Consider the following 24,554-nt stretch of genomic DNA (forward strand, 5'->3'; position numbering starts at 1 on the left):
ATGCCATGTGCTTTCATCCTATGCAGCGTTCTCTCCCAGGAGCTATTACTATACTATGAAAGCCTATGCAACCAATTTCGCTGAATGATTTGCGGCGTAAAGTGAAGATCAGCCAGGAGCCGGATGATATCATCACCGGTATTGGCTATAATCTTTCCTCGCTCACGCGGGACGAGCGTTCTGAACTGCTCTGCGATTTGCTGGAAAACCAGGAAATATTTTTTGAAGCGGCGGAACTCCTCATAGAAGAAGGCGGTGCAGATATCCATTATAAAAAAGAAGGGGTCATTCCTATTATATTTTGCGCCGTAGGCGCCAACAAACCTACTGCGGTATTGTATGCCATCAAAAAGGGGGCGCGCCTGGTGATCGACAACCCCGATTACCTCTTTGCCATCGCCTATATCTTCAAGCATCACCGGTTGGCCGCTATCACGGATATGCTGATGATCCTGATTGAACACAACATCCATTTTAATTTTGTGTTGGCCAGCCTGGACACCCCGTTGCTGCTGGCTGTACGGCATAACAATAACCGGGAGGTGATTCAGTTCCTGTTGGGAGAAGAAGTAGATAAGTATGTATATGATGAAGATGGGTTTACCGCCATACACTATGTACCCTTTGCCAAAGCCCCTCATCTGTATAAAGACATGATCACCTGTATGGCAGATATACAGGTAAAACCCAAATTTTCCACGAGTATGGAGCCCGTATTTGAGTGCGTGATCAAAGTGAGTGAGCACCATACTTTTGAGGAATTCATTTACGAGGCTCTCAATGCTTTCCTGGAAAACCGGCATCGGATGTACGATGATATCTTTGAGAAATATTACTACCGCCTGCACCTGATTGCAGAGCATATCTCCCATATCCGCTCGGGTACGGATGAATATCAGCCCGTAAATTAATTTGCAACATTGTTGCAAATACGTATTTTTGCCGGGAACAAGATAATTAGCACCATGCACACTTACGACGTAATCATTATAGGAGGCAGCTATGCCGGCCTCGCAGCAGCTATGACACTGGGCCGTTCTCTCAGGCAGGTGCTGGTCATCGACAGCGGGGCGCCCTGCAATCGCCAGACACCGCACTCGCACAACTTCCTGACGCAGGATGGCGTAGCGCCGGCCACCATTGCCGCCATTGGCAAAGCGCAGGTAGCGCAGTATCCTACCATACAATTTAAAACCGCGCTGGCTGTCCGCGGCGAACAAACAGGCGATACGTTTACGATCCATACCGCAGATGGGGAACATTTCCAGGCCAGGAAGCTATTATTTGCCAGCGGCGTAAAAGATGAAATGCCCGATATAAAAGGATTTGCCGAATGCTGGGGTATTTCTGTACTGCACTGCCCTTACTGTCATGGCTATGAAGTAAAAGATAAGCCCACCGGCATACTCGTCAATGGCGAGCAGGCCTCCGAATTCGGCCGTATGATCCACCATTGGACCAGCGACCTGACAATATTTACCAACGGCCCCATCACCATACCGGCCGACCACGTAACACAACTACAGGCATTGCGTATAGGCATTAACGATAAACCGGTGAAAGCCATCGTGGCAGCCCGGGGCCATATTCAGCACCTGCTTTTTGAAGATGGCAGCACACAAGCCCTCCAGGCGTTGTATGCCCGGCCTGCCTATCAGCAGCACTGCCCTATTCCCGAGGCTATGGGATGCCAACTGTCGGAAACCGGCCATATTGTGGTCAATGCTTTCCAGGCTACTACCGTAGCGGGCATATTTGCTGCCGGCGATGCCACCACCATGTTCAGGAGCGTATCTGCCGCTGTGGGCGCAGGCTCACTGGCCGGCGCTATGATTAACCGGGAGCTGATCATGGCCAAGGCTGTTTAAAGGAAAAGATCTTTACCAGGGGGTTGTATATCTCAAAAGGTTTTTATATATTAGTCAATGTACTCTTATACCATCACCTAAAATAACCTTGAATGTTCACAACCCTTGCTATCTTAGCCGCCCTGTTTTTCGTAGCACATGTATACCTGCTGTTTACCTCCTTTGGGAAACGTGGTTTTCAGAAACAGAAATACCTGTGGTCACATGTCACACTATGGATTACCGGCGGCATTGCCTGCCTGATCGCCATTTTATTTGCAGGTAAGTCGGTATCCGGCGTCATCGATGTATTCGATACACCCGGTAAAGCTTCCCTCCTCATTGTTATCGCGCTGGTATTGTCGGCCGTAGCACATAGCATCGTAAAACTGCTGGTGCTGCCGAAATATCAACGGGCATAAAGCATAAAGCGGAAAACAAAAAGCTATTGTAGCGGACGATTTTGGGGAATAATACTCGCTCTGATAATCTGCTACAATAGCTTTTTGCTTTCCGCTTTATGCTTTATGCGCTCACACAAAATGTTAAAGCTGGAAATTTTTATTTCTCCATCAACAATATTCCCTATATTTATACCTGTTGATCCTGGTTTCTTACAACCGCCGGCGCCGACCGGCTACCGCAAGACCTGCATTACTCCGCAGGAATCTTACAGATGATCACCATCCAAAGAACCTTTGCGCGTTGAAATCACTTTCATAAGTTATTATTTTATTAGCACGAAAAGAGAGACACATTTTTTATGAATAAGAAAGATATCTGGAGATATAAATCTTTGGAGCAGTTGGAGAATAGAAGTTGGGGAACGGCTACAGAAGCAGATTCGGGACTCATTCAAAAATGTCTTGCCTTAGTTAAAGTACCAGTAGTAAAATTATCAGCCAGCGAATTAAGGCTGTTAATCGGACAATCATTCAATCCTACTTACCTGGTACCCCTGGCATTAGAGATATTACAGAACGACGTTTTAGTAACTGCCGGCATGTACCCCGGAGATCTGTTAAAGAATGTACTGGACGTACCAGCCACGTTTTGGGAAGAACATCCCGATCTTCACAAAAACCTCATCGACATGATGCAGCGCAGAAGTGAAGAAATAGAAACGGAACTCGATTTACCCGAGTACTGGCGTAAAGCGAAAGCCGAAGCCTGATAAAAATAAGGCTGACCCAAAGGCAATGGCTTTACCTTTCAGCCCTCCGGAAAAAACCTATAGTACTTCTTTCAGCTTATTGATTAACGCATTTCCTGTAGATTCCTGGCTATCATCTTACCCTCGGGCAGGAAATTCTGTGGTATTCCGTTAACGCCGCACAGGCAAGCTGCTTCATTGCTCCAGGCCTTCGAGTCAGACACATGCATCCAATGCAGCTGATCGCCGACAATCGCATTGAGCCAATATTCCTTTTGGAGTCCTGGGAACCCTCAGGATAGGAAATTTCCATGTCATTACGGGCATGATCACACCGCCATCAGGTCATGGTGGTAACGATAACTGCACGCCATTATTCCTCAAAATCAAAAAGCGACAACTGCGCCGATTGATTGGGTTTTTCCTGGCCGGGCAATATCTCATGGAAGTTGGACAACGTAATACCCAGCAGCCTGATGGGCTTATCTTCCGGGTAAGTAGCTGCCAGCAATTGTTTAGCGGTATCTACAATCGTTTCAAAATCGCCTACCGGGAAAGGAAAGGACTGGTTACGGGTAATCTGCTTAAAATCAGCATACTTAATCTTCAGGGTAATCGTACGTCCTTTCAGGCTGTATCGTTGTAAACGATCGTATACAATTTTCCCGATTTTGATAAGTTCTGCTTCCATATCAGCCACGGTGGTAAGATCGTACGGGAAAGTATCTTCTGCACCAAGCGACTTGGTTTCCCGGTGTGGCTGCACCTCTCTTTCATCGATACCCCGTACAATGCGGTAGTAAAAGCTGCCTACTTTCCCGAAATGTGTTTTCAGCTCCTGCTCCGATAATTTCTTGAGATCAGCCCCGGTAAAGAGTCCCATCTTCTTCATTTTATCGGCCGTTACTTTCCCTACGCCATGGAATTTCTCTACAGGCAGCTGCTCCATAAAAGTGGCGATAGACGAGGGCCCAATAAATGTAAGCCCATCAGGTTTATTTAAATCCGATGCAATTTTGGCAACAAACTTATTGATGGATATCCCCGCGGAAGCAGTCAACTGTAATTCATCCCGGATCGCCTGTTTGATCAGTTTGGCAATTTCAATAGCAGACCCGATCTGTTGCTTGTCGTTGGTGACATCGAGATAGGCTTCGTCGAGCGACAAGGGTTCTATCAGATCCGTATACCGCGCAAATATTTCGCGGATATGGCGGGAAGCTTCTTTGTATGCATCAAAACGGGGACGGATAAATATCAGGCCGGGGCACAACTGCGCCGCCCTTTTAGAAGGCATCGCAGACCGAACGCCAAACTTCCTGGCTTCATAACTGGCGGTAGCTACCACGCCTCCCCTGCCCTCCGGCGAGCCCCCTACAGCAATGGCTTTGCCCTTGTAAAGCGGGTTATCACGCTGCTCTACAGATGCGTAAAACGCATCCATATCGATATGAATAATTTTTCGTTGTATGCTGTTTGAACTGTTCTCCATTGCTATCTCCCGGAAGCCTCGTAAAGATACGAAAGTAAGTCTTCGCTAAAATTATTCCGCTAACTTTAGGCACTAAACTTAGCCGTTATGGATGCGTATGAGCAGGACCTTTCACATGAGCATAAAAAATTCGAAAACATCGTTTGGGAAGAAAAGACCATTAGTGGCCGGGAGTTTTACGACTGCCACTTTTATAAATGCAGCCTGAAAGAATGTATCCTGGAAGATTGCACCTTCGAGAAATGCACGTTTGAAGATTGTGATCTGTCATTAATCCAGCTGAAGCAAACAAGCTTTAGCCGGGTGGACCTTCTGCATACCAAGGCCATTGGTATTGCCTGGCACAATGCCCGGCAGGCGCTGGTGGTATCATTCCGGCATTGCCGTATCAGCTATAGCAGCTTCTCCGGTAAAAACCTGAAGAAAGGTATCTTTCAACATTGCCAGGCCGACGAAGTAGATTTTTCCGGATGCAATTTAACGCAGGCCGACTTCAGTGGCAGCGACCTCGCCGGCGCCCGCTTTGCGGAAACGGATCTCACCCAGGCCAACTTTGTAGGCGCACATCGGTACGCCATTAACATCCAGGATAATAAAGTAAGAAAAGCCAAATTCAGCTTGCCGGATGCGCTGGCATTGCTGGATGGACTCGGTATAGAAATTATCGAATAAAAAGAAAGGCGGTTTTTCAACCGCCTCCTTTCCAAATACTTATTTCAATGGTTTAATCCAGTAACTATATGCCTGGTTCGCATAAGGTATCCTATATTCTTTTAAAGGCATAGCACCCCAGCTGTCGATGCCCTGCACACCAGACTGCTGCATATCCACATGCATGTAAATTGCATTACGCGGCACCAGCTCCCCGGAATGATATTGTTTTTTATCTGCTTCCGGATCCAGGTCATCCAGGCTATATGGCAAAGCAGCAAAGCTGATCAGGCTGTCGGCATATTCGAAGCGTATCCCCTTTCCTTTTTTGTTGGTCATATTCACCCAGCGCACATCCGATTTATTTCCACTTTCCTGCGGACGGGCATAAGGAAAGTATTGGCTATCGACCGACTGCTGGTAGATCCCTACAAACGAAGCTGTTTTTCTATCGATATAATTTTCCCACGGGCCACGGCCATAGTAGCTGATCTGGTTGTACTGTTTATTGAGTTGCAGATCGTTGCCTACCCGCAACAATAAAGGGTATTTGCCTTTTACCACGGTCAGCTCATTGTTTACTTTCACGGCACCATCGCCGTACACCAGGAATGTTTGGGTACTGATGGCTTCACCGTTCAGCAACTCTTTTTTAATGGTAACGGTATAGGTATCGCCAGTTTGTTTGCCGGTAGCTTCCAGCAGCTTACCTTCCGCAGCAGCATTACGCCACTTGCGGAGAGAATGATTAAAGCCGGCGCCGATGTCATTATCAGTAGGTGCGCGCCAGAAGGCAGGCTGCGGACCATCTGCCAGCATTTCCTCGTTTTGCACTTTATAACTGGTTAAATTTCCTTTTTTGAGATCGAAGGTCAGTGCAATGCCGGGGCCTTTCAACTGCACCGCATCAGGCGTTTCTGTTACCTGCAAAGGCAACTGTTTGGCCATAGCCCCGTTAGCCTCGCTGGCGCCGGGTTTCCAGGTAAATTGTTCTGCGGCTATCTCGAAACCGGCAGGAATAAATGGCTCGGATTGTTTTAAGGTATAGTGGGTATTCAGGAAATATTCTTTTCCTTCTTTCACCTTCGTTTTTACCGGTAATAACAGGGAGATAGATTGCTGGGGGCCTGCTTTCAGATCGCGGACTACGCCTTGTTCTATCCGTTTGCCATCTTCCAGTATTTCCCAGGTTAACTGGTAGTTGGAAAGGTCCCGGAAGAAGTAACCGTTGCGGATAAAAATGGAATCACCATGGTTGCCCGTAGTTTTGATATGCTGGTACACTTTCTTCACTTCTACCGCCATAGGTGTTAATCCGCGATGCGCAGTTACCACACCTTTTACGCAAAAATTATTATCGCTGAAATCTTCATTCACCGGGCCACTCAGCGGGAAGTCGCCGCCATAAGCCAGTATACGTTTTCCATTTTTCACCGTATCTATTCCCTGGTCAATCCATTCCCAGATAAATCCCCCCTGGAGATAGGGATTATTTTCGATGGCTGTCCAATAGTCCTGGAAGTTACCGAGGCTATTACCCATGATATGCGCGTATTCACTCATGATCATAGGACGGTCGGGGTTACGTTGCGAATACCGCACCAGTGACCCCGGCGCCGGGTATTGCGGCACAATCATATCCGTATTATAGTCATGCTCTGCACGCTCGTACTGCACAGGGCGGGTGGCGTCTTTCGCTTTCAGCCAGTCGTAGGCCTCGTAGAAATTGACGCCATTGCCAGCTTCATTACCCAGCGACCAGGTCACTACCGCCGCATGATTTTTATCTCTTTCATACATGCGCTGTATCCTTTCCAGGTGAGGCACCCTCCATTGTTTGTCGTTGGCAAATGTATAAGCAAGATCGTAATAACGGCCATGTGATTCGATATTGGCTTCATCTACCACGTACAATCCATATTCGTCGCAAAGCTGCATCCAATAAGGATCGGGAGGATAGTGGGAATGACGCACAGCATTTACATTCAGCTGTTTCATCATTTCCATATCCTTGCGCATATCTTCGTGGGTGAGCGTATGCCCCTGGGTGGCATTGTGTTCATGGCGGTTCACTCCTTTCAGGAATACCCGCTTTCCATTCACAAGAAAATTCCGGTCGGTGATTTCAATAGAGCGGAAGCCTACCCGCTGCGGGATCACTTCCAGCACTTTGCCGGTTTTATCTTTTAAGGTGATGTAAAGCGTGTACAGGTAGGGTACTTCGGCCGACCAGGTTTGCACGGCGGGTATTTCCCGCTGAAAAGAAACGGTGGATTTATAATTGCCCAGCACTTTTTGTACGCTGCTGGTCTCCTCTCTATATATACTCTTACCATTGGCATCCTTCAGATCGACGGCCACAGAAAAAGTATCCGGCTTGCTATGGTTAGTGTTACGGTCAATGCGGTAATTATCTACCTCCATGTTTACCTTAAAGATACCGTTGGTATACGATTTATCGAGGCCTGCTGTGATAGTAAAATCGCGCACATCCAGTTTGGGCGTGGAATAAAGGTATACCTCTCTTTCAATACCGGAAATGCGCCACATGTCCTGGCATTCCAGGTAAGAGCCATCGCTCCAGCGGTATACCTGCAGCGCTACCAGGTTTTCACCGGGTTTCACGTATTTGGTGATATCAAATTCGGCAGCTAGCTTACTGTCTTCGCTATACCCTACTTTTTGTCCGTTTACCCAGATAAAAAAGGCAGATTTTACAGCGCCGAGGTGAATGAACACCTGCCGCCCATCCCACTGTTGCGGGATGTTGATTTTCTTACGGTAAGACCCTACCGGGTTATTATCTTCCAGGATATCAAAAGGCGGGTTCATATCCTCTCCTGTTTTGCCGCGACCGGCAAATTCGTAAGGCTGGTTCACATAGATGGGCAGCCCATAGCCGTTTACCTCCCAGTTGGCCGGCACTTTGAAGTTATCCCAGCCAGCATCATTATAATCTACTTTATAAAAATCAACTGGTCGCTTACGGGGATCCTGTACCCAGTTGAATTTCCACGCTCCATTGAGCGACAGGAAATATGCCGAAACGTTTTTTTCCCGCTGCTGTGCCAGCGTTTCATTCTCGAATGCAAAGGAGGTAGCTCTCATGGGCATCCGGTTAACGGATACCACCTCAGGTGTCTGCAGTTCGCCGGGTAACTGTTGCGCCCACGTCTTTGTGCATAAGGCAGTGAGAGCAACCAATAGTAGTTTCTCTTTCATTGTTCAATAATAGTTAAATCGTGCTGTAGCGGATAAAGAAAAGACTATTTTTTTTAAGATCCTTATAAATATGGATGAGCGAAAGTTTTCAAGTATAAACGTGTTTCCCGCTATTATACTTCTTTGCCGTGGGATATCTTATATTGTTTCCGGTTCAGCCGGGATGCTAATGGCAAGCCCAATAAACTTACACTCTATCAAAACGGGCGGGAGATCGTGATGGATCGCGATGCGGAATAAAATGGATTTTCTTACTTTAGGGACCAAACCGCCACGATATGATCAGGAAGAAAGAAGGATTCCAGGGCCAGCGAATGATCGTCATTCCACGTAATATCCTCAGCAGAAAATGCACGAAGGAAGCGTTGCTGAGCCCTTTATACATTACAGATATCGGCTACTATCCCCGGGCGCATTTCCATCACCGGAAGAGGCCCCAGGGCGCCGACCAGCATATCCTGATCTATTGTCTGGAAGGCAAAGGAACCGTTACCCTGAAAAAAGTTACCTATAGCATACAGGCAGGCGACTGTATATTACTCCCACGCAAATGGGCCCATGAATACAGCGCAGATGAAAAAGACCCATGGACTATTTACTGGGCACATTTCCTGGGCAGCAGTAGCGATGAAATTGCGGAGAAAGCCCTGAAGGAATGGGGCGGGCATAAAACCTTCCTGCCGCACTCGCCTGAAAGACTGGAACAGTTTGAACGCATCTATCAGCAGCTGCAGCGCGGGTACCGCAGTGAATATCTGGCTTATTCCAACATGAATTTCTGGTCGTTTCTGTCGTCTTGTATTTACCCCGGCATCCACAAACCCGGGCAAGCCAACCAGCAGCATGATGCGGTAGATCAGGCCATTGACTATATGAATAAAAACCTGGATAAGATGCTGACGCTGCAGCAAATGGCGGCCGCTGTAAATCTCTCCCAGTCGCACTTTTCCTTTCTTTTTAAAAGCAGCACCGGCTTTCCTCCCATCGAATATTTCAATCACCTGAAAGTACAGAAAGCTTGCCAGTACCTGCTTTTCACCTCTCTGCGCATCAAAGAAGTAGCCATGCAACTGGGTATGGAAGACCCTTATTATTTTTCCCGCATGTTTACTAAGGTAATGGGCGTATCTCCCGCCCAATACCGGGAACGGAAGAACTAACCGTAAGATAATCCATCATTTCCAGCGGATTATCTAGCCTTTGTACCGGGGCTTTGATCTATTTTTACCCTGCGTCAATCCAAAGCTAATGATCCATTATTCCACGAGGAGGATCGCGGTGTTCCTCGCTATTACCGGCAGTGCAGGTATTATACTGGCTGCCTGCCATTCACAGAAAAAAGTAGATTTCAGCACCGAGGTAAAGCCAATACTCAACAAGCATTGTATCAGCTGCCACGGTGGGGTAAAGCAAAGCGGGGGCTTTAGTGTGCTGTTCCGCGAAGAAGCCATGGGCAATACCCATTCCGGCAAACCAGCCATCATTCCCGGCCACCCGGAAAAGAGTGAATTCATTCGCCGCCTTACCTGTAAGGATCCAAAAGAAAGAATGCCGCAAAAGGGGGAGCCACTCACTTCGGCGGAAGTAGATGTACTGACCCGCTGGGTAAAACAGGGCGCCGAATGGGGCGAACATTGGGCCTATATCCCTCCCAAACAGGTACCTGTACCGGACATTAAAATAGATGCCGGTAACAATATTGATAAATTTATACAAGAGAAGTTAAAGAAAGAAGGGATTAGCCACGCACCGGAAGCCGACAAAATGACCCTGCTCCGCCGGGTTAGCTTCGACCTTACCGGTCTTCCTCCCAGCCCTGAAATGGCAAAGCAGTTTGCCGAAAGCAAAGACCCGCAAGCCTACGAAAAAATCGTGGACAGCCTGCTGCAGTCGCCACACTACGGCGAACGCTGGACTTCCATGTGGCTCGACCTCGCCCGGTATTCTGATACCAAAGGTTATGAAAGAGATGAAGGCCGGAGAATATGGCGCTACCGCGACTGGCTCATCGATGCCTTCAACAGCGATATGCCTTACGACAGCTTCACCATCAACCAGCTGGCAGGCGACCTGTTGCCTCATCCTACCAACGCACAATTCATTGCTACCGCCTTCAACCGCAATACCATGACCAACGATGAAGGGGGTACACAGGATGAAGAGTTCCGTACCGCCGCCGTGATGGACCGCGTAGCCACTACCATGGATGTGTTCCAGGGCGTTACCATCGCCTGCGTACAGTGTCATAGCCACCCTTACGATCCGTTCCGCTTTGAAGACTACTATAAACTGCTGGCCTTCGTTAATAATACCCGTGATGAAGATACCCACATGGAGCATCCTAAACTACGTTTATACGATAGCGTGAGTACTTCCCAGGTAAAGGAAATCGGCAACTGGGTAGCGCAATATGGCGATGCCGGTCAGCAGCAGGATATGAAAGAATTCCTGCAGGTACTGGAGCCTAAAGTACACGCTCATAACTGCGATGAATATATTAACGGCGCCCTGCTCGACACCAAATACCTGGGCATTCGTTCCGGCGGTAGTTGCCGTTTACCACAACAAAAACTGGATGGTAAAACGCAAATGTTCATGAACTACTGGACCGGCTCCCCCGGCGGTACACTGGAAGTGCGGCTCGACAGCCTGAAAGGCCGTACCCTGCTCACGCACCAGCTAGCCACTACCAATGGCAGGCTGGCCATCAGCATGCCTTTCCAACCCGTGAGCGGCACGCACGACCTGTACCTGGTATTCCGCAATCCCGCTCTCAACCCCGCCGATGCGGTTTGCGGCGTAGAATGGTTTGCTTTCCGTAACGATCTCCCCGGAAAAGGAAAACCCGGATACGATAAAGTGAATACTGAAATGATGACGGTGATTAATCAGAACCCGGATGATATCCCGGTGATGATAGAAAATCCGCCCTTCATGCAGCGTGCCACCCATGTATTTGAGAGAGGCAACTGGCTGGTGAAAGGGAAAGTGGTAACACCAGATGTACCGGCATCGCTGAATCCATTCCCTGCCAATGCGCCCCGCAACCGGCTCGGATTGGCCGAATGGATGACGGCTACACAGAATCCACTCACCGCCCGCGTAATGGTAAACCGTTGCTGGGAACAACTCTTCGGCACCGGCATCGTAGAAACACTGGAAGATTTTGGCACCCAGGGTTTCACCCCCTCTCATCCTGAGCTGCTCGACTACCTGGCTTATAAATTCATGCACGACTACAAATGGCATATCAAGCCGCTGCTGCGGGAAATAGTATTGTCAGCCGCCTACAAACAGACGTCCAACGCCAGTCCGGAGTTGACCGAAAAAGATCCCGCCAACCGGCTGCTGGCCAGGGGACCACGTTTCCGCCTTACCGCAGAAGAAGTAAGAGACCAGGCACTCACGGTGAGCGGATTGCTAAACAGGAAGCTGTATGGACCACCCATTATGCCCTATCAGCCTGATAATATCTGGCAAACTGTATACAATGGCGCCTCCTGGGTTACCGCTACCGATGGTAACCAGTACCGTCGCGCGGTGTATGTTTACCAGAAACGCACCAGCCCTTATCCTTCCATGATTTCTTTTGATGGCAGCAGCCGGGAAGTATGCCTGCAACGACGCATACGTACCAATACACCGCTGCAGGCACTGGTTACGCTCAACGACCCGGTGTATATGGAAACAGCGCTGGCGCTGGCAAAACATATGCAGGAAAATGGAGGCAACAATGCCGCAGCGGGTATCCGTTGGGGTTACCAAAAAGCGGTGTACCGACCATTGGCCGACAACAAACTGGCCGTGTTGCAAAAGCTGTACAACCAGGCATTACAGGAGTATAAGAAAAATCCTGATGCCGCTAAAAAATTGATAAAAACGAACGTTAATATACCGCAACAAGCAGAGCTGGCCGCATTAACGGTAGTAGCCAATGCGATTATGAACCTGGATGAATTCCTTACTAAATCCTAAGCAGTATGACCAAGCATAAAAGACTTATAAAGGAAGCAAATGATACCACGCTGCGGTATATTACCCGGCGGCACTTCCTGCTGGATTGTGTAACAGGACTGGGCGCAACGGCGCTGGGCTCCTTCCTGGCCAGCTGCGGCAGCAGCAGTAGCAGTAAAACCCTGGTAGATGCCAGCGGCAATCCTATGGCGCCTAAAGCGCCTATGTTCCCCGCTAAAGCCAAGAGCGTGATTTACCTGCATATGGCCGGCGCTCCTTCCCAGCTGGAACTGTTCGACTATAAACCGGAACTGCAAAAGCTACATAACCAATTATGCCCGCCGTCCCTGCTGGCAGGGAAAAAGTTCGCCTTCATCCGCGGCGTCCCTAAAATGCTGGGACCACAGGCCGTGTTTCAGCAACATGGCCAATCCAGGGCCTGGATCTCAGATCATCTCCCCCACTTCGCCACTATGGCCGATGATGTGAGCTTCCTGAAAGCTGTGCAAACTGACCAGTTCAACCACGGACCCGCACAATTGCTGATGCAAACAGGTAGCGCCAGGCTGGGCCGCCCCAGCATTGGTTCCTGGGTGACTTATGGACTCGGGTCCGAAAACAGTAACCTGCCCGGGTTCGTGGTACTCACCTCCGGCGGTAAAACACCGGATGCCGGTAAAAGTGTATGGGGCAGCGGATTTTTACCTTCTGTGTACCAGGGCGTACAGTGCAGAACCAAAGGAGAACCCGTGCTATACCTGACTGACCCCGATGGTATGAGCCGCGATCTGCGCAAGGAATCCATCGAAGCGATCAACGAAATCAATAAACAGGAATATACCGCCTACGGCGATCCCGAAACACTGGCCCGCATTTCCCAGTATGAACTGGCTTACAAAATGCAGATCTCTGTACCGGATGTAATGAACATTAACAATGAGCCTGCATATATCCATGAAATGTATGGCACCCAGCCAGGAAAAGAATCCTTTGCCAACAACTGTTTGCTGGCACGTAAGCTGGTGGAGAAAGGCGTAAGGTTCGTACAGCTCTACGACTGGGGCTGGGATACTCACGGCACCGATGAAGGAGGTTCTATTGACTACGGCCTGCGCAACAAATGCCGCGAAATAGATCGCCCTATTACCGCACTGCTGCAGGATCTCAAGCAACGTGGACTACTGGATGAAACGCTGGTAGTATGGGGCGGCGAATTTGGCCGCACTCCCATGCAGGAAAACCGTGATGGTAAAGATATGCCGTTCATGGGCCGCGACCACCACGTAGAAGCCTTTACCATGTGGATGGCCGGCGCCGGCATCAAAAAAGGAGCCTCTTACGGAGAAACCGATGAAATAGGCTATGCTGCCGTAAAAGGAAAGGTAGCCATCAATGATATCCACGCTACCATCCTGCAACAGCTGGGCTTCGACCATGAAAAGCTCACTTACCAGTTCCAGGGCCGCCCCTTCCGTTTAACAGACACGGGTGGAAAAGTCATTACTCCTATTTTAAGCTAAACAGTCAATGGATAAAAACAAACGTAATTTCCTGAAACAATCTGCCATACTGGCTTCCGCGCTCTGTGTCCCTTCACTGCCATCTTTTGCAGCCGCCAGCCGCACACCGGTAAAGGAAGGATTCAAATTAATTATACTGGCTACCAACTGGGGCTACAACGGTACTATAGATGCTTTTTGCGAAAAGGCAAAAAATGCGGGCTATGACGGCATCGAAATATGGTGGCCCAACGAAGATGCTCCCCGGGAAGAATTATACGCCGCGTTGGAAAAACACGGCCTGCAGGTAGGCTACCTTTGCGCCGGTTACGACAGCGACTATACGAAACATACCCAGCAATTTGAAGCGGCGCTGAAAGCGGCTACCAGCCATCATAAAATACAACCGCTGTATATTAATTGTCACTCCGGGCGCGACTACTTTACGTTTGAGCAAAATTGTGCGCTGATTGATATGACTGTCCGTATCTCCAAACAATCGGGCGTACCGGTATATCATGAAACCCACCGTTCCCGGATGCTGTTTGCCGCACATGTAGCGCGTAAGTTCATCGAAGCCAAGCCTGACCTGCGTTTAACCTTGGACATTTCGCACTGGTGCAATGTGCATGAAAGTCTCTTACAGGACCAGGCCGCCACAGTAGCCAAGGCGCTGGACCGGGCTTCGCATATACACGCCCGTATCGGACACCCTGAAGGTCCACAGGTAAACGATCCCCGCGCGCCGGAATGGGCCAACACAGTGAAGGCGCATTTCGAGTGGTGGGACCAGGTGGTGCAAAAACACCAGGCTGCCGGTAAACCATTGACTTTCCTGACAGAGTTTGGCCCGGCCGATTACCTGCCTACCCTGCCTTATACCCGTCAGCCGTTGGCAGACCAATGGGATATCAACGTATATATGAAGAACCAGCTTAAACAACGTTATAGCAAATCATGAAATTACTGATGAACAATGGCAGCTGGGGAATGTTGCTGGGGCGTTCGCACCCTTTGCTGGTACATTTACCTATTGGCATCTTACTGATTGCTTTTATCCTGATACTGCTGTCGCGCCGTGAAAAATGGCGGCACCTGCAGGGTGCACTTCCGGTGGTATTACTGGCAGCAGCCCTTTCAGCTATCTTCAGCTGTATTACCGGCTACCTGTTATCGCTGGATGGAGGATATGAAGAGGGCATGCTGCAAACCCATAAATATCTGGGTATAAGCGTGGCCGTAGTAAGTACCCTGTTATATCTTTTACACCGGTACCGGGAGCGCTTTCCCAGACTACAGCTGGCTACCGCGGCGGTGATGGTGCTGTTGCTGAGCGCTGCCGGTCACTATGGAGGCAGCTTAACCCATGGCGATGATTACCTCTCCCAGGCCATGCCGGCAGGATTACAACAGCTGGTGGGCGTTCATCAAAAGGCTGTTAACGTGGCCGCCTATACGAACATAGGCGATGCCCGTTTATATGAAGACCTGGTGCAACCCGTGCTGGCCAACCGCTGTTACGGTTGTCACAATGAGCAAAAGCTGAAAGGCGGACTCCAACTGGAGTCTTTAGCGCTTATCCGCAAGGGTGGCGAGCATGGGCCGGTGTTGAAAGACAGTATGCCGGAAGAGAGTGAATTATTTAAACGCCTGTTGTTGCCGGAAACAGACGAGCACCGCATGCCACCTAAAGGGAAACCGCCGGTAACGCCACAGGAGCTGGAACTTTTACACTGGTGGATTGCACAGGGTGCGCCTATTAAAAAAACGGTGAAGGAACTTACGAAAACGCCCCGCATACTGGCCGTGCTGGATGGTATGCAACCGGCTACCCCATTGGATAAGCAGGAGTTTATTCCTGAAGAAAAAGTAGCAGCAGCCAGCGCACAGCATATCCAGGCATTGGAAGCCAAAGGCTTAAAGGTACTACCAGTGGGCAGCGGCAGCAATTACATTACCATAGATGGTGTGAATGCTATTGGATTTAGCGATGCAGATCTCCAATTGTTGTTACCGCTGAAGTCACAGATAGTATGGTTAAATCTCGCCGGTACCGCGGTCACCGACCAGGTATTTGCGGTATCCGGTCAGCTCAGGCATTTAACCCGGCTCGATCTGCGCAATGTGGCGCTCAAGGGCAAAGGCATTGCGGCATTGAATGGGTGTAAAGAGCTGCGTTATCTCAATCTTGCGGGTACTACCGTTGGTTCGGATGCCTTAGCGCCGCTTAAAGACAACAAAAAACTGGAGCAGGTATTCCTGTACCAGACAGGCGTGGCGGCGGCTAGTGTCCAGCAGCTCCAGCGTTCCCTGCCCAAACTTAAAATTGATACCGGTGGTTATCGTCTGCCACAACTGGCTTCCGATACTACTGTCTATCATAAAGTGAGCAGCTAAGCAGGTTTGCTCACCTTTAAATCCTGGACCAGGAACGATCCTTGTAATGGTTCCTGGTCCAGGTATTTCCCCGGTATCAGGCCCCTCTTGCCTTCCGAAGTATCTTTTCCAACCGCACAATTACCTCACTGATATCTGGCAGGTAGCTGAACCCATTTAATTGTTTTAATACGGCGATCATTTCCTCCAACTGGGCACGGTCGGCCTCGTTGAGCGGCGCTGTGGTGATGCTATACGCCGGATCGCTGTAGGTATAATACTTTCGTTGTTTAACAATAATAGGGGCATTATATCCCACTTCATTGCTGCGCATGCGTTGAATATCGGCCTGTATAGTCCGTTTACTCACGCTGTCAATGCCTTCCTCCTGGCGTAAGATATCACGCACCTTTGCTATGAGCTGATCCAGCGTCCATTGTTGCCTGTGGTTGCGCAAACATTCATCAATTGCCTTATAACGGATCAATGCCAACCTGTTTATGGACATACCCTTCTTTTTAAACAAAGAACGACCGTTGCCACGCATTAGACATGCGCAGGCCATCCCGATGTATCATATCTCTCCTAATTAATTAATAACCAGCACCTTAAAATATTTTTCAGAAAAATATTTATGTGCGCAACTAGGCTGCGCACATGCCCCGACATCTTTGTATCATCAGAAGCGGTCAAGTCAATGTTACTTCATTCGATCCAAAGAACATTTATCATTACCGCCGAAGATGGTAAAAGCAATCGTCTAAGGGTAAGACGCCGTCATTAAAAGTTTTGAAATTACCAGGAGGGTCAATTAAAACTTACTGCTGACAGGGGACAGTTTGTCGACTTCGTTCTGAAGTTTTGATACCGGGGTCAATTAAAACTTACTGCTGACAGGGGGACGGAGTTACCGGTTCGAGTCCGGTTTGCTTTACAACAATCGAGGTCAATTGTTACTTACTTCATTTTTGGTAAATAGTAACAACATTATCTGATTATAATTTTCATCCACATGCACACATTATTACTACAAACAGGATTACGCCAACAGGCCATCTTTATCCCCGAAACCGCGGTCCACTCTGGCATCTATCAGCTTACCCCTACTACAGGCGTACTGGTAGCCAATCTCGCTAAACTGGGTTTCGGCGTATCAGAACCATTACTGCACGCGCTGAACCATACCACACCTGCCTGGCAGGTAACCATCCTGGAAACATTCCGGGAAGTAATGGGCGTAAATCAAAACTGGATGCCCCTGGTAAAAAACTGGGAAGTGCCTACCAATGAGTCTTACGCCGACCATTTGGCTGTTGCTTTCGCCAGCGTATTTAACGGGGAAGGAACCCGTCTCCGTTGTGGTCATATCATTCCCCCCAACACCTTTCCCCTGGAAAGATATAATGGTTGCCCTTTCTGCGGTACGCCGTTTGAAACCGGTGGTATAGAAAACTATCAGCAGAACAGTAAAGTTCGTGTGCTGCACCTTTGGACCACCGAAAAAGCCGGTGCTTACCTGGCAGATCTGCTGCGGTCTAAAACCCCGCTGGATGCCAGTCAAACGGATAGCCTGAAGTCCTTACTGCAAGTGCTTCCGCTGCCTGCCATTCAACCTGCCATGAAAGAAACCCTGGCAGTCGTAGCAGATGTATTGATCGCCAAAGAAGACCTGGCCGGCGCGGGTGCATTATTTACCACGCCTACGGATATACTCCGTTACCTGTGGTATAAACATACCGGCTTTGCCCAGCTGATCATGCCTAAAACAATACTGCGCCGCCAACTGAAAAATAATAGCGGTTTTGGCATTACCAAAACCATCAAATCCGCTGCGGCTGAAAAAGTAGCCGCTATCACGGCATTGAAGCTGAAATACAGCCGCAAGGAAGGATTAAGAGTCGCCCGCTGGCTGAACGACATGCCCCTGGAGGTGGCTACCATGTGTGAAATCATGCATCCTAAACGCGGAATGTGGGTACGCTTTATCCGCGCCCTGCGACTGGCGGAATTCAGCCGTCGCGAAGGGTTTGCACAGCTGCGCGCCCTGATGGATACTTTCTATCGCCAGGACTACACCGTATGGCAAGGCCGGGTGAACCATTTCCAGCTGCGCTATGACAGGGATAACACCTTAAAGTTGTTGCAACAACGCCCCGGACTTTTTGCCCGGTCGCTGTTTGCCAACATCCTGTGGTTTGGCGAAGAAGCGGTTATTCCTGCATTTGCGGAAGTAGCGCATAAAGTGCCTGCCCGCCTGCTGCTGACATTACAGATGTACGCCGCCTATTATTTTGATCCTGCCACCCAACGTGCGGTAAAGCCGCTGGGAGGCGTCAACAAACATATCCCGGTGAATAAATTGGTATTCATGTACGAAGCAGATCAGCTAAAGGCAATGCAAAACGCCGTAGCGGCGCTCTGTATACAGGTGATGCAACAGCGTTTTGCAACAGTAGCTACCAACGCAAAAACCATCTACATTGCACCGGCATTGTACAATATACCTGTTCCTATAGGCGACCGTAGCGAACAAATACAGGACCTGCCTGCAGCGTTGATGGGTACCCGTTATAAAGTGGACAGCGACAACCTGCTCCTGTTCCTGCAATGGGGTAAAGGGCTTCCCGCCCAGCACCTCGACATGGACCTGAGCTGTTTTATCGCCTACGACCACCAACGGATGGATATCTGTTCCTATTCCCGCCTGCATACCACCGGGTGTAGCCATAGCGGCGATATCCGTGCTATACCTCACCAGGTAGGTACCGCAGAATACATCAAGCTGGATATTGCCGAACTGGACGCAGCCGGCGCCCGCTATGTAACGTTCACCTGCAATGCTTATAGCGGCGGTGCCCTGACGCCTAACCTGGTAGTAGGTTGGATGAACAGCCAGCATAAGATGACCGTCAGCGAAAAGACCGGCGTAGCCTACGACCCTTCCTGTGTTGACCAAATGCTGCGCATTACCCAGGGACTTACCAAAGGACTCGTATTTGGCGTACTGGATGTAGCCGCCAGGGAAATCATCTGGCTGGAACTGGCATTCGGCGGACAGGTAGTACAGCAGCTGGACCTGGTCAACATCAGCAGCCTCCTGAGAAAACTGGAGAGCAAGCTAAGCATAGGCCAACTGCTGGAAGCCAAAGCCGCTGCACAGCAGCTGCAAATCATGGAAACGCCAGTCGCTGACGAGGTGTACACCCTGCAATGGGCGGTGAATACTGCCGCCGTGACACAACTATTGATCGGTTAGAGGAGCAGAAAGCCGAAGGCTGAAAGCAAAAAGCTATCGACACGAATGACCAACACGATTTTGAATATCCGCAAAGGTCATCCGGGGAAATAGCTTTTTGCTTTCAGCCTTCGGCTTTCCGCTTTTTTTCCTATATTCAGTGCATTGTCATCATGAATAGATACCTGCTTTTATTACTGCTTATCACCCCCGCTGTACTACCCGCCCAGCAAAAAGACCGGGCCGATTCGACAGCCACCGTTGCTGTACCCCGCGGATTCTTCGATCAGATCATGTATTACCTGAAAAATACTAATGTCGAAAAGAAGAAAAAGAAAGTAGACCTTAGCTTCATCGGTGGCCCGGTTTATACACCGGAAACCAGCTTCGGCATCGCTGTGATGATGGCTGCCCAGTTCAGAACCGACCGTCGGGATTCCCTGCTGCCCATTTCCAATGCCGCTATTTATGCGTCCGGGGCATTGACAGGCTTTTATGGCATAGGTATCAGCAGCACTACCATCTTTCCGCATAACCGCTTCCGGCTGGCCCTCAAGGCCTCTTTCAGCTCCCGGCCCAACAAGTACTGGGGAATAGGTTACGAAGCCGGCAGCAACAAAAATCATTATACCGAATTTGTACAACTCACCGAAAAAGCACAGGCAGATTTCGCGATGAATATCAACGGAAAACTATTTATGGGCATTTGTACCCAGATACAAAATGTGCAGGCCCGGCAGATAGATACCGTTGGCGGCAAACCACTGATGTTGCCCGAAAAAATATTCGGTATCGGCGTAGGCCCCTTTGTCGTATACGATACCCGCGATTTCATCCCCAATGCCTATAAGGGCATGTACATTCGCCTCGGCTACCGGTTTTTTCCCTCCTTCCTCGCCAATAAATCGGTGTACTCTCAATTTGACCTGCAATTCGATTGGTTCAAACAGCTCTGGAAAGGCGGCGTGCTGGCAACAGACCTGTACGCAGAAGAACGCAGCGGCGATGTTCCCTGGAGTTTGCTGGCAGAAGCAGGCGGTTCCAGCCGACTGCGCGGCTATTACGAAGGCCGCTTCCGCGATAAAAATTATCTAGCAGCACAGGTGGAACTACGACAACGGATCTATGGTCGCAGCGGTATGGCGGTATGGGTAGGCGGCGGCAATGTATTTCCCAGCTTCAATAACTTGGAATTGAGCCAGTCCCTCATTAGCTATGGCATCGGCTACCGGTGGGAGTTTAAGAAAAGGGTAAACATACGGCTCGACTATGGCCGGGGTAAAGACCAATCCGGCTTCTATTTTGGTATTAATGAAGTTTTTTAGAGAGATATCTCCGTGTATTTTTCTCCCTGGATGAAGCTAACTATCTTTCCCTTTGTTGCCTTCCATTTGTTTGATGATGTTATTAACCTCTGTCTCCGTTGCCCGCAATTTCTGCTGACAGAATTCTATCAGGATAGCAGCGCGTTTTACTTTTTCCGCCAGCAGGTCTACAGATACGGCTTCATTCTCTATTTCTTCTGCAATTAGTTGCAGCTCGCTGTAGGCAGCTTCATATGTTAGTGTTTCACTCATGTGTGTTGTTCGTTTTTGTGTTGACCGTCGCCTCCATGGATGCATCCTGCATCACTACCCGGATATGGGCGCCTGGTTGTATGTTAGCAGCATTGCTGATTACCTGGTCATCCTGGTATACCATGGCAAAGCCGCGTTTCAGGATATTGGCGGGGCTCATCAGTTTAAATAAAGTATCGTAATGCGCTACCTGTCCCCGTTTGCTCTGTATAAACAAACGGCTGAAAGAGCGGAATTTACCGATGGCATTCTCCAGGTCGTTGCGGCGATTAGACACCATCATGCGGGGTTTACTGAGCACCGCATTAGATACAGCGATCAGCTCCCGGTGATTGTTTAACAGGATATCGCGCGACGTGTGCAGCACCACATTGTTACAGGCGTGCAGGGCTTCTTTATGGGTAGCCAGCAGGTTGCGGGCCTGGTTAATAATGCTGCTGTTTAAATAAGACAGCGACTGGAAATGGCCGGAAAACATTTGCTGGGCACGGATCAGGATCTGCTGCCGGGCGCTGATCACCGACTCTTCAAAGCTACGGTTATGTGCAATGATCAACTCCGCCGCTTTGGTAGGCGTTTTGGTAGCAGTATGCGCCATCATATCCGTTACCGTTTCATTTTTTTGATGACCGATACCGGTAATAACCGGGATGGGAAATTTCGCGACGGCCCTTCCGAGTATGAACGTATCGAACAACAGGAAGTCTGTTTGCGCGCCGCCGCCACGGATAATCACCACTGCATCATACGGCACCTGGCTATTGTAAATATCAATCAGCCGTTGCTGCACCAGTTCTGCTTTTGCCTCTCCCTGCACTACCGTAAAATAATTATCGATCGCAAACGTGTAGCCGAAAAGGTTATGATCGAGCGTATGTTTAAAGTCCTGGTAGCCGGCCGAATTACCCGAGGTTACCACCGCCAGCCGCTGTATCACCCTGGGCAATGCCAGCTGATTGTTACGGGTAATATAGCGATCCCCTGCTTTGCGGATAAAGTCGGCACATTCCGTGGTCAACCGCAGCAGGGTTTGCTGCTTCTGTTGCTCAAGCAGGCCTACGGTGAAATTGGTGTCTATATCCAGCAGGGTAATCTGCAAGCCGTGTACCTGGTGATAACTGACGGACACACGCACTAATACATGAATATCATTTTTAAACTGTTGGCCGGTCACGAATTCAAATTCACTAATCCTGATGGCGCCATTGCCCCAGGCTACGGCAGATACTTTGGCGACAATACCACCGGAATATTCATCTTTTTCCACCAGGTCGAAGTAGTGATAGCCTTTCTGGCGGTAAAAGGAGTGGTTGGTCACATCGGCTACCACCCACCAGGTTTGTTCAGCAAAAACCTGGTGAAGCGCTTGCTGGATTTTCCCGGTGAGCACGGACAATTTTATGGAGGCGGAGGTGGTCATGCTACGCATAAAGATAAGGAAAACGTTATTCACCTGCGGAGAATGACAGCCGTAGGAAATCCAAAAAATGTATATATTGCCGCTATATATGAACAATGACTTTGACTGACGAGCAACCGAAATCGTAACAAACACTTAATAGAAGACTTATTCCGTTTTATATACTTTTGCGCCATGAGAAAAGATGAGCAGATAAAATCGCTTTTTCAAAGGGTCTGCTGTGATGACAATATTCAGGCGTATAACGAATTATATATCGCGCTGTGTACCCGGCTGATTCATTTTTCTGCATCCATTGTATCCTCGTTCCATCTGGCAGAAGAAATTGTGTCGGATGTATTTATTGCGTTGTGGCAAAAGCGCAACGACCTCCTGCACGTAGAAAACCCGGTGGTATATCTCTACGTAAGCACTAAAAACCTTTCCCTTAACACCTTACAACAGCAGAAAAGGCACCAGCACCATGCCCTGGACCATATCAACCCCGATATGTTATCTATCGCGCCGGAGGCGGAAAATGGGATGGTATCTGCTGAAGTATCTCAAAAGATAGAAAGGGCGATCCGCAGTCTCCCTGCCCGCTGCCAGGTGATTTTCCGTTTGATTAAACAAGACCGGCTCAGTTACCGGGAAGTGGCTACCCTGTTGAATATCTCCTCCAAAACCGTAGATGCCCAGCTGACTATTGCGGTAAAAAAAATATCCCAGGCTATCCGGTTCGACTTATCGGATGAAGTAGCCCAGACTTTTCTCCGGATAGATTCTTAAATTTTTTTTCATTTTCCTTAGGGAGTTTTCAGGTGTTTATTGGTCCTCTTTATAAGAACGGAAAAATTCCGTTGCTGCGGTACCATTTACCGCCTATCTGGAACTATGGATCAGGAAAGACTTTATGCGTTGCTGGCCCGCGAAATGGCCGGCGAACTGACAGCAGAAGAAGCCAATACCTTGCAACAATTATTGCAACAATATCCTGATGCCAGTTATATACGGGAAGTATTTGCACAAAACTGGGTACCCGCAGGCAAGCAATATGGGCCCTCCCAGGTACAGCAATTACTGGAAAAGCATCAGCTGCGCCTGCAGGCAGCCTCCCTGCCGGAAGAAACGCCTGTAACGGATATCGCGCCGCCACGCAAGGTGTGGAAGCTGTATACCGCTATAGCCGCCAGCTTGCTGGTATTGGTATCACTGGGCGCCTGGTTCCTGCGCCAACGGCCAGCCCAAAAGCCGGCCCCACTGGCACAGCTGGTCACCGCCAAACGTATGCGCTCACAAATATTATTACCCGATGGTTCCCGGGTATGGTTGAATGCCGGCAGCAAACTCGATTACCCGGAACAATTTGCGCCCCATAGCCCCCGGGAAGTGCACCTGGAAGGAGAAGCCTTCTTTATAGTAGCCGCCGACGCGGAACGTCCTTTCCGCGTGTATACCAAAGCATTTCGTGTGCACGTACTCGGCACTTCTTTCAATGTAAGGGCCTATCCGCTGGAAGACAGCGCAGTGGCCTCCCTGGTACAGGGCGCCGTAGAAGTAATATTAAATAACGATAGTAAACAGGTGGTGGCATTACGCCCCAATGAAAAACTGACCATACCGGTTCACCCGGTTACAACCGAAGCCACCACTGCAGCTCCCATCCCCACAATGGCAGCCCTGCAAAAAAGTAAATTAACATTAGTACAGGATAGTATTATCCCAGAAACCGCCTGGGTACAAAACAAGCTGGCCTTCAAGCACCTGGAGCTGGAAAAAGTAGTTGTCATGCTGGAAGAATGGTACGGTGTGAAAATAGACTTCCGCAACAATAACAAACGAAAATTATACTTCACCGGCGTATTCGAAACGGAAAGCCTGGAACAGGTCTTAAACGCTATGGAAAATACCCAGTCCTTTACCTGGGAAAAAGACAATACGGGGAAAATATGGATCAGGTAATAGCTGGTCTTGAATAAAGTAACTAAACGCGATATATTTCTATTCACTAGTAAAAACAGACAAACAACCTGAACAGACAGTAATTTCAAAATTCTAAAGCAAACAATGTTTAGCATATAACCGAAAAAAAAACGGGAAATGTTCGCACCATTCCCCGCCATTATATCGGTTAACAGCATTGTATTGG

19 protein-coding genes are annotated in these 24,554 nt (G+C 49.1%); 14 read left to right on the top strand and 5 right to left on the bottom strand.

The features are described 5' to 3' along the window. The first annotated feature begins 65 nt into the window (after window positions 1-65). The 4 genes from FHW36_RS17905 (at window position 66) to FHW36_RS17920 (ending at window position 3,021) form a co-directional block, all read left to right on the top strand. Entirely contained in the window at window positions 66-911 is an 846-nt protein-coding gene (locus FHW36_RS17905) for an ankyrin repeat domain-containing protein (protein WP_145670944.1), read from the top strand. Between the two features lie 54 nt (window positions 912-965). Then, a complete protein-coding gene (locus FHW36_RS17910) occupies window positions 966-1,868 on the top strand; it encodes an NAD(P)/FAD-dependent oxidoreductase (RefSeq protein WP_186452506.1) in 903 nt (300 codons plus the stop codon). Between the two features lie 92 nt (window positions 1,869-1,960). Further along, window positions 1,961-2,269, top strand: a complete 309-nt coding sequence (locus tag FHW36_RS17915) for a hypothetical protein (protein ID WP_145670945.1) — start codon at window positions 1,961-1,963, stop codon at window positions 2,267-2,269. A gap of 341 nt (window positions 2,270-2,610) precedes the next feature. Next, window positions 2,611-3,021 carry a contact-dependent growth inhibition system immunity protein gene (locus FHW36_RS17920; protein WP_145670946.1) on the top strand — a complete coding sequence of 137 codons (411 nt, stop codon included), beginning with the start codon at window positions 2,611-2,613 and terminating at the stop codon, window positions 3,019-3,021. 352 nt (window positions 3,022-3,373) lie between these two features. Here the strand turns inward: FHW36_RS17920 and dinB are convergent, their stop codons facing one another. Further along, entirely contained in the window at window positions 3,374-4,492 is a 1,119-nt protein-coding gene (dinB, locus tag FHW36_RS17925) for a DNA polymerase IV (protein WP_145670947.1), read from the bottom strand. Between the two features lie 87 nt (window positions 4,493-4,579). Here dinB and FHW36_RS17930 point away from each other — a divergent pair, with 87 nt between their 5' ends. Then, entirely contained in the window at window positions 4,580-5,164 is a 585-nt protein-coding gene (locus FHW36_RS17930) for a pentapeptide repeat-containing protein (protein ID WP_145670948.1), read from the top strand. Window positions 5,165-5,203: 39 nt separating this feature from the next. Here FHW36_RS17930 and FHW36_RS17935 read toward each other — a convergent pair whose 3' ends face one another. Further along, window positions 5,204-8,365 (bottom strand): glycoside hydrolase family 2 TIM barrel-domain containing protein, encoded by a 3,162-nt coding sequence (locus tag FHW36_RS17935; protein WP_145670949.1) that lies wholly within the window; start codon window positions 8,363-8,365, stop codon window positions 5,204-5,206. A gap of 278 nt (window positions 8,366-8,643) precedes the next feature. Between FHW36_RS17935 and FHW36_RS17940 the strand changes: the two genes are divergently transcribed. The 5 genes from FHW36_RS17940 to FHW36_RS17960 all read left to right on the top strand — a co-directional run bounded on the left by FHW36_RS17940 (window position 8,644) and on the right by FHW36_RS17960 (window position 16,215). Continuing rightward, the gene (locus tag FHW36_RS17940; protein WP_145670950.1) at window positions 8,644-9,525 is read left to right on the top strand and encodes an AraC family transcriptional regulator; all 882 of its coding nucleotides are present in this window, start codon (window positions 8,644-8,646) and stop codon (window positions 9,523-9,525) included. Between the two features lie 88 nt (window positions 9,526-9,613). After that, window positions 9,614-12,340 (top strand): DUF1553 domain-containing protein, encoded by a 2,727-nt coding sequence (locus FHW36_RS17945; protein ID WP_145670951.1) that lies wholly within the window; start codon window positions 9,614-9,616, stop codon window positions 12,338-12,340. 5 nt (window positions 12,341-12,345) lie between these two features. Then, on the top strand, window positions 12,346-13,839 hold the full coding sequence (locus tag FHW36_RS17950; RefSeq protein WP_145670952.1) for a DUF1501 domain-containing protein: 1,494 nt from the start codon (window positions 12,346-12,348) through the stop codon (window positions 13,837-13,839). A gap of 7 nt (window positions 13,840-13,846) precedes the next feature. Then, window positions 13,847-14,779 (top strand): sugar phosphate isomerase/epimerase family protein, encoded by a 933-nt coding sequence (locus FHW36_RS17955; RefSeq protein WP_145670953.1) that lies wholly within the window; start codon window positions 13,847-13,849, stop codon window positions 14,777-14,779. Beyond that, the gene (locus tag FHW36_RS17960; RefSeq protein WP_145670954.1) at window positions 14,776-16,215 is read left to right on the top strand and encodes a c-type cytochrome domain-containing protein; all 1,440 of its coding nucleotides are present in this window, start codon (window positions 14,776-14,778) and stop codon (window positions 16,213-16,215) included. Before FHW36_RS17955 ends, FHW36_RS17960 begins: the two co-directional genes overlap by 4 nt. 76 nt (window positions 16,216-16,291) lie before the next feature. On the opposite strand, the gene FHW36_RS17965 is transcribed toward FHW36_RS17960, so the two are convergent. After that, window positions 16,292-16,702, bottom strand: coding sequence for a hypothetical protein (locus FHW36_RS17965; protein WP_145670955.1), 411 nt, complete (start codon window positions 16,700-16,702; stop codon window positions 16,292-16,294). 504 nt (window positions 16,703-17,206) lie between these two features. Here FHW36_RS17965 and FHW36_RS17970 point away from each other — a divergent pair. Further along, the gene (locus tag FHW36_RS17970; protein WP_145670956.1) at window positions 17,207-19,450 is read left to right on the top strand and encodes a hypothetical protein; all 2,244 of its coding nucleotides are present in this window, start codon (window positions 17,207-17,209) and stop codon (window positions 19,448-19,450) included. 152 nt (window positions 19,451-19,602) lie between these two features. Further along, window positions 19,603-20,754, top strand: coding sequence for a BamA/TamA family outer membrane protein (locus FHW36_RS17975; protein WP_145670957.1), 1,152 nt, complete (start codon window positions 19,603-19,605; stop codon window positions 20,752-20,754). Window positions 20,755-20,790: 36 nt separating this feature from the next. On the opposite strand, the gene xseB is transcribed toward FHW36_RS17975, so the two are convergent. Both xseB and xseA read right to left on the bottom strand, forming a co-directional pair. Beyond that, window positions 20,791-21,006, bottom strand: coding sequence for an exodeoxyribonuclease VII small subunit (xseB, locus tag FHW36_RS17980; RefSeq protein ID WP_145670958.1), 216 nt, complete (start codon window positions 21,004-21,006; stop codon window positions 20,791-20,793). Continuing rightward, the gene (xseA, locus tag FHW36_RS17985; RefSeq protein WP_145670959.1) at window positions 20,999-22,435 is read right to left on the bottom strand and encodes an exodeoxyribonuclease VII large subunit; all 1,437 of its coding nucleotides are present in this window, start codon (window positions 22,433-22,435) and stop codon (window positions 20,999-21,001) included. The genes xseB and xseA overlap by 8 nt, the downstream gene beginning before the upstream one ends. Before the next feature lie 165 nt (window positions 22,436-22,600). On the opposite strand from xseA, the gene FHW36_RS17990 reads away from it, so the two are divergent. Both FHW36_RS17990 and FHW36_RS17995 read left to right on the top strand, forming a co-directional pair. Further along, entirely contained in the window at window positions 22,601-23,194 is a 594-nt protein-coding gene (locus tag FHW36_RS17990; RefSeq protein WP_145670960.1) for an RNA polymerase sigma-70 factor, read from the top strand. 105 nt (window positions 23,195-23,299) lie between these two features. Further along, a complete protein-coding gene (locus tag FHW36_RS17995; RefSeq protein WP_145670961.1) occupies window positions 23,300-24,367 on the top strand; it encodes a FecR domain-containing protein in 1,068 nt (355 codons plus the stop codon). The last annotated feature ends 187 nt before the right edge of the window (window positions 24,368-24,554 follow it).

The organism is Chitinophaga polysaccharea (genome assembly GCF_007829335.1).
Taxonomy (GTDB): domain Bacteria; phylum Bacteroidota; class Bacteroidia; order Chitinophagales; family Chitinophagaceae; genus Chitinophaga; species Chitinophaga polysaccharea_B.

Excerpts from the sequence above, each read along its gene's own strand:
- FHW36_RS17905 (WP_145670944.1), top strand. The coding sequence starts at position 66 with ATGCAACCAATTTCGCTGAATGATTTGCGGCGTAAAGTGAAGATCAGC.
- FHW36_RS17910 (WP_186452506.1), top strand. The coding sequence starts at position 966 with ATGCACACTTACGACGTAATCATTATAGGAGGCAGCTATGCCGGCCTC.
- FHW36_RS17915 (WP_145670945.1), top strand. The coding sequence starts at position 1,961 with ATGTTCACAACCCTTGCTATCTTAGCCGCCCTGTTTTTCGTAGCACAT.
- FHW36_RS17920 (WP_145670946.1), top strand. The coding sequence starts at position 2,611 with ATGAATAAGAAAGATATCTGGAGATATAAATCTTTGGAGCAGTTGGAG.
- dinB (WP_145670947.1), bottom strand. The coding sequence starts at position 4,492 with ATGGAGAACAGTTCAAACAGCATACAACGAAAAATTATTCATATCGAT.
- FHW36_RS17930 (WP_145670948.1), top strand. The coding sequence starts at position 4,580 with ATGGATGCGTATGAGCAGGACCTTTCACATGAGCATAAAAAATTCGAA.
- FHW36_RS17935 (WP_145670949.1), bottom strand. The coding sequence starts at position 8,365 with ATGAAAGAGAAACTACTATTGGTTGCTCTCACTGCCTTATGCACAAAG.
- FHW36_RS17940 (WP_145670950.1), top strand. The coding sequence starts at position 8,644 with ATGATCAGGAAGAAAGAAGGATTCCAGGGCCAGCGAATGATCGTCATT.
- FHW36_RS17945 (WP_145670951.1), top strand. The coding sequence starts at position 9,614 with ATGATCCATTATTCCACGAGGAGGATCGCGGTGTTCCTCGCTATTACC.
- FHW36_RS17950 (WP_145670952.1), top strand. The coding sequence starts at position 12,346 with ATGACCAAGCATAAAAGACTTATAAAGGAAGCAAATGATACCACGCTG.
- FHW36_RS17955 (WP_145670953.1), top strand. The coding sequence starts at position 13,847 with ATGGATAAAAACAAACGTAATTTCCTGAAACAATCTGCCATACTGGCT.
- FHW36_RS17960 (WP_145670954.1), top strand. The coding sequence starts at position 14,776 with ATGAAATTACTGATGAACAATGGCAGCTGGGGAATGTTGCTGGGGCGT.
- FHW36_RS17965 (WP_145670955.1), bottom strand. The coding sequence starts at position 16,702 with ATGTCCATAAACAGGTTGGCATTGATCCGTTATAAGGCAATTGATGAA.
- FHW36_RS17970 (WP_145670956.1), top strand. The coding sequence starts at position 17,207 with ATGCACACATTATTACTACAAACAGGATTACGCCAACAGGCCATCTTT.
- FHW36_RS17975 (WP_145670957.1), top strand. The coding sequence starts at position 19,603 with ATGAATAGATACCTGCTTTTATTACTGCTTATCACCCCCGCTGTACTA.
- xseB (WP_145670958.1), bottom strand. The coding sequence starts at position 21,006 with ATGAGTGAAACACTAACATATGAAGCTGCCTACAGCGAGCTGCAACTA.
- xseA (WP_145670959.1), bottom strand. The coding sequence starts at position 22,435 with ATGCGTAGCATGACCACCTCCGCCTCCATAAAATTGTCCGTGCTCACC.
- FHW36_RS17990 (WP_145670960.1), top strand. The coding sequence starts at position 22,601 with ATGAGAAAAGATGAGCAGATAAAATCGCTTTTTCAAAGGGTCTGCTGT.
- FHW36_RS17995 (WP_145670961.1), top strand. The coding sequence starts at position 23,300 with ATGGATCAGGAAAGACTTTATGCGTTGCTGGCCCGCGAAATGGCCGGC.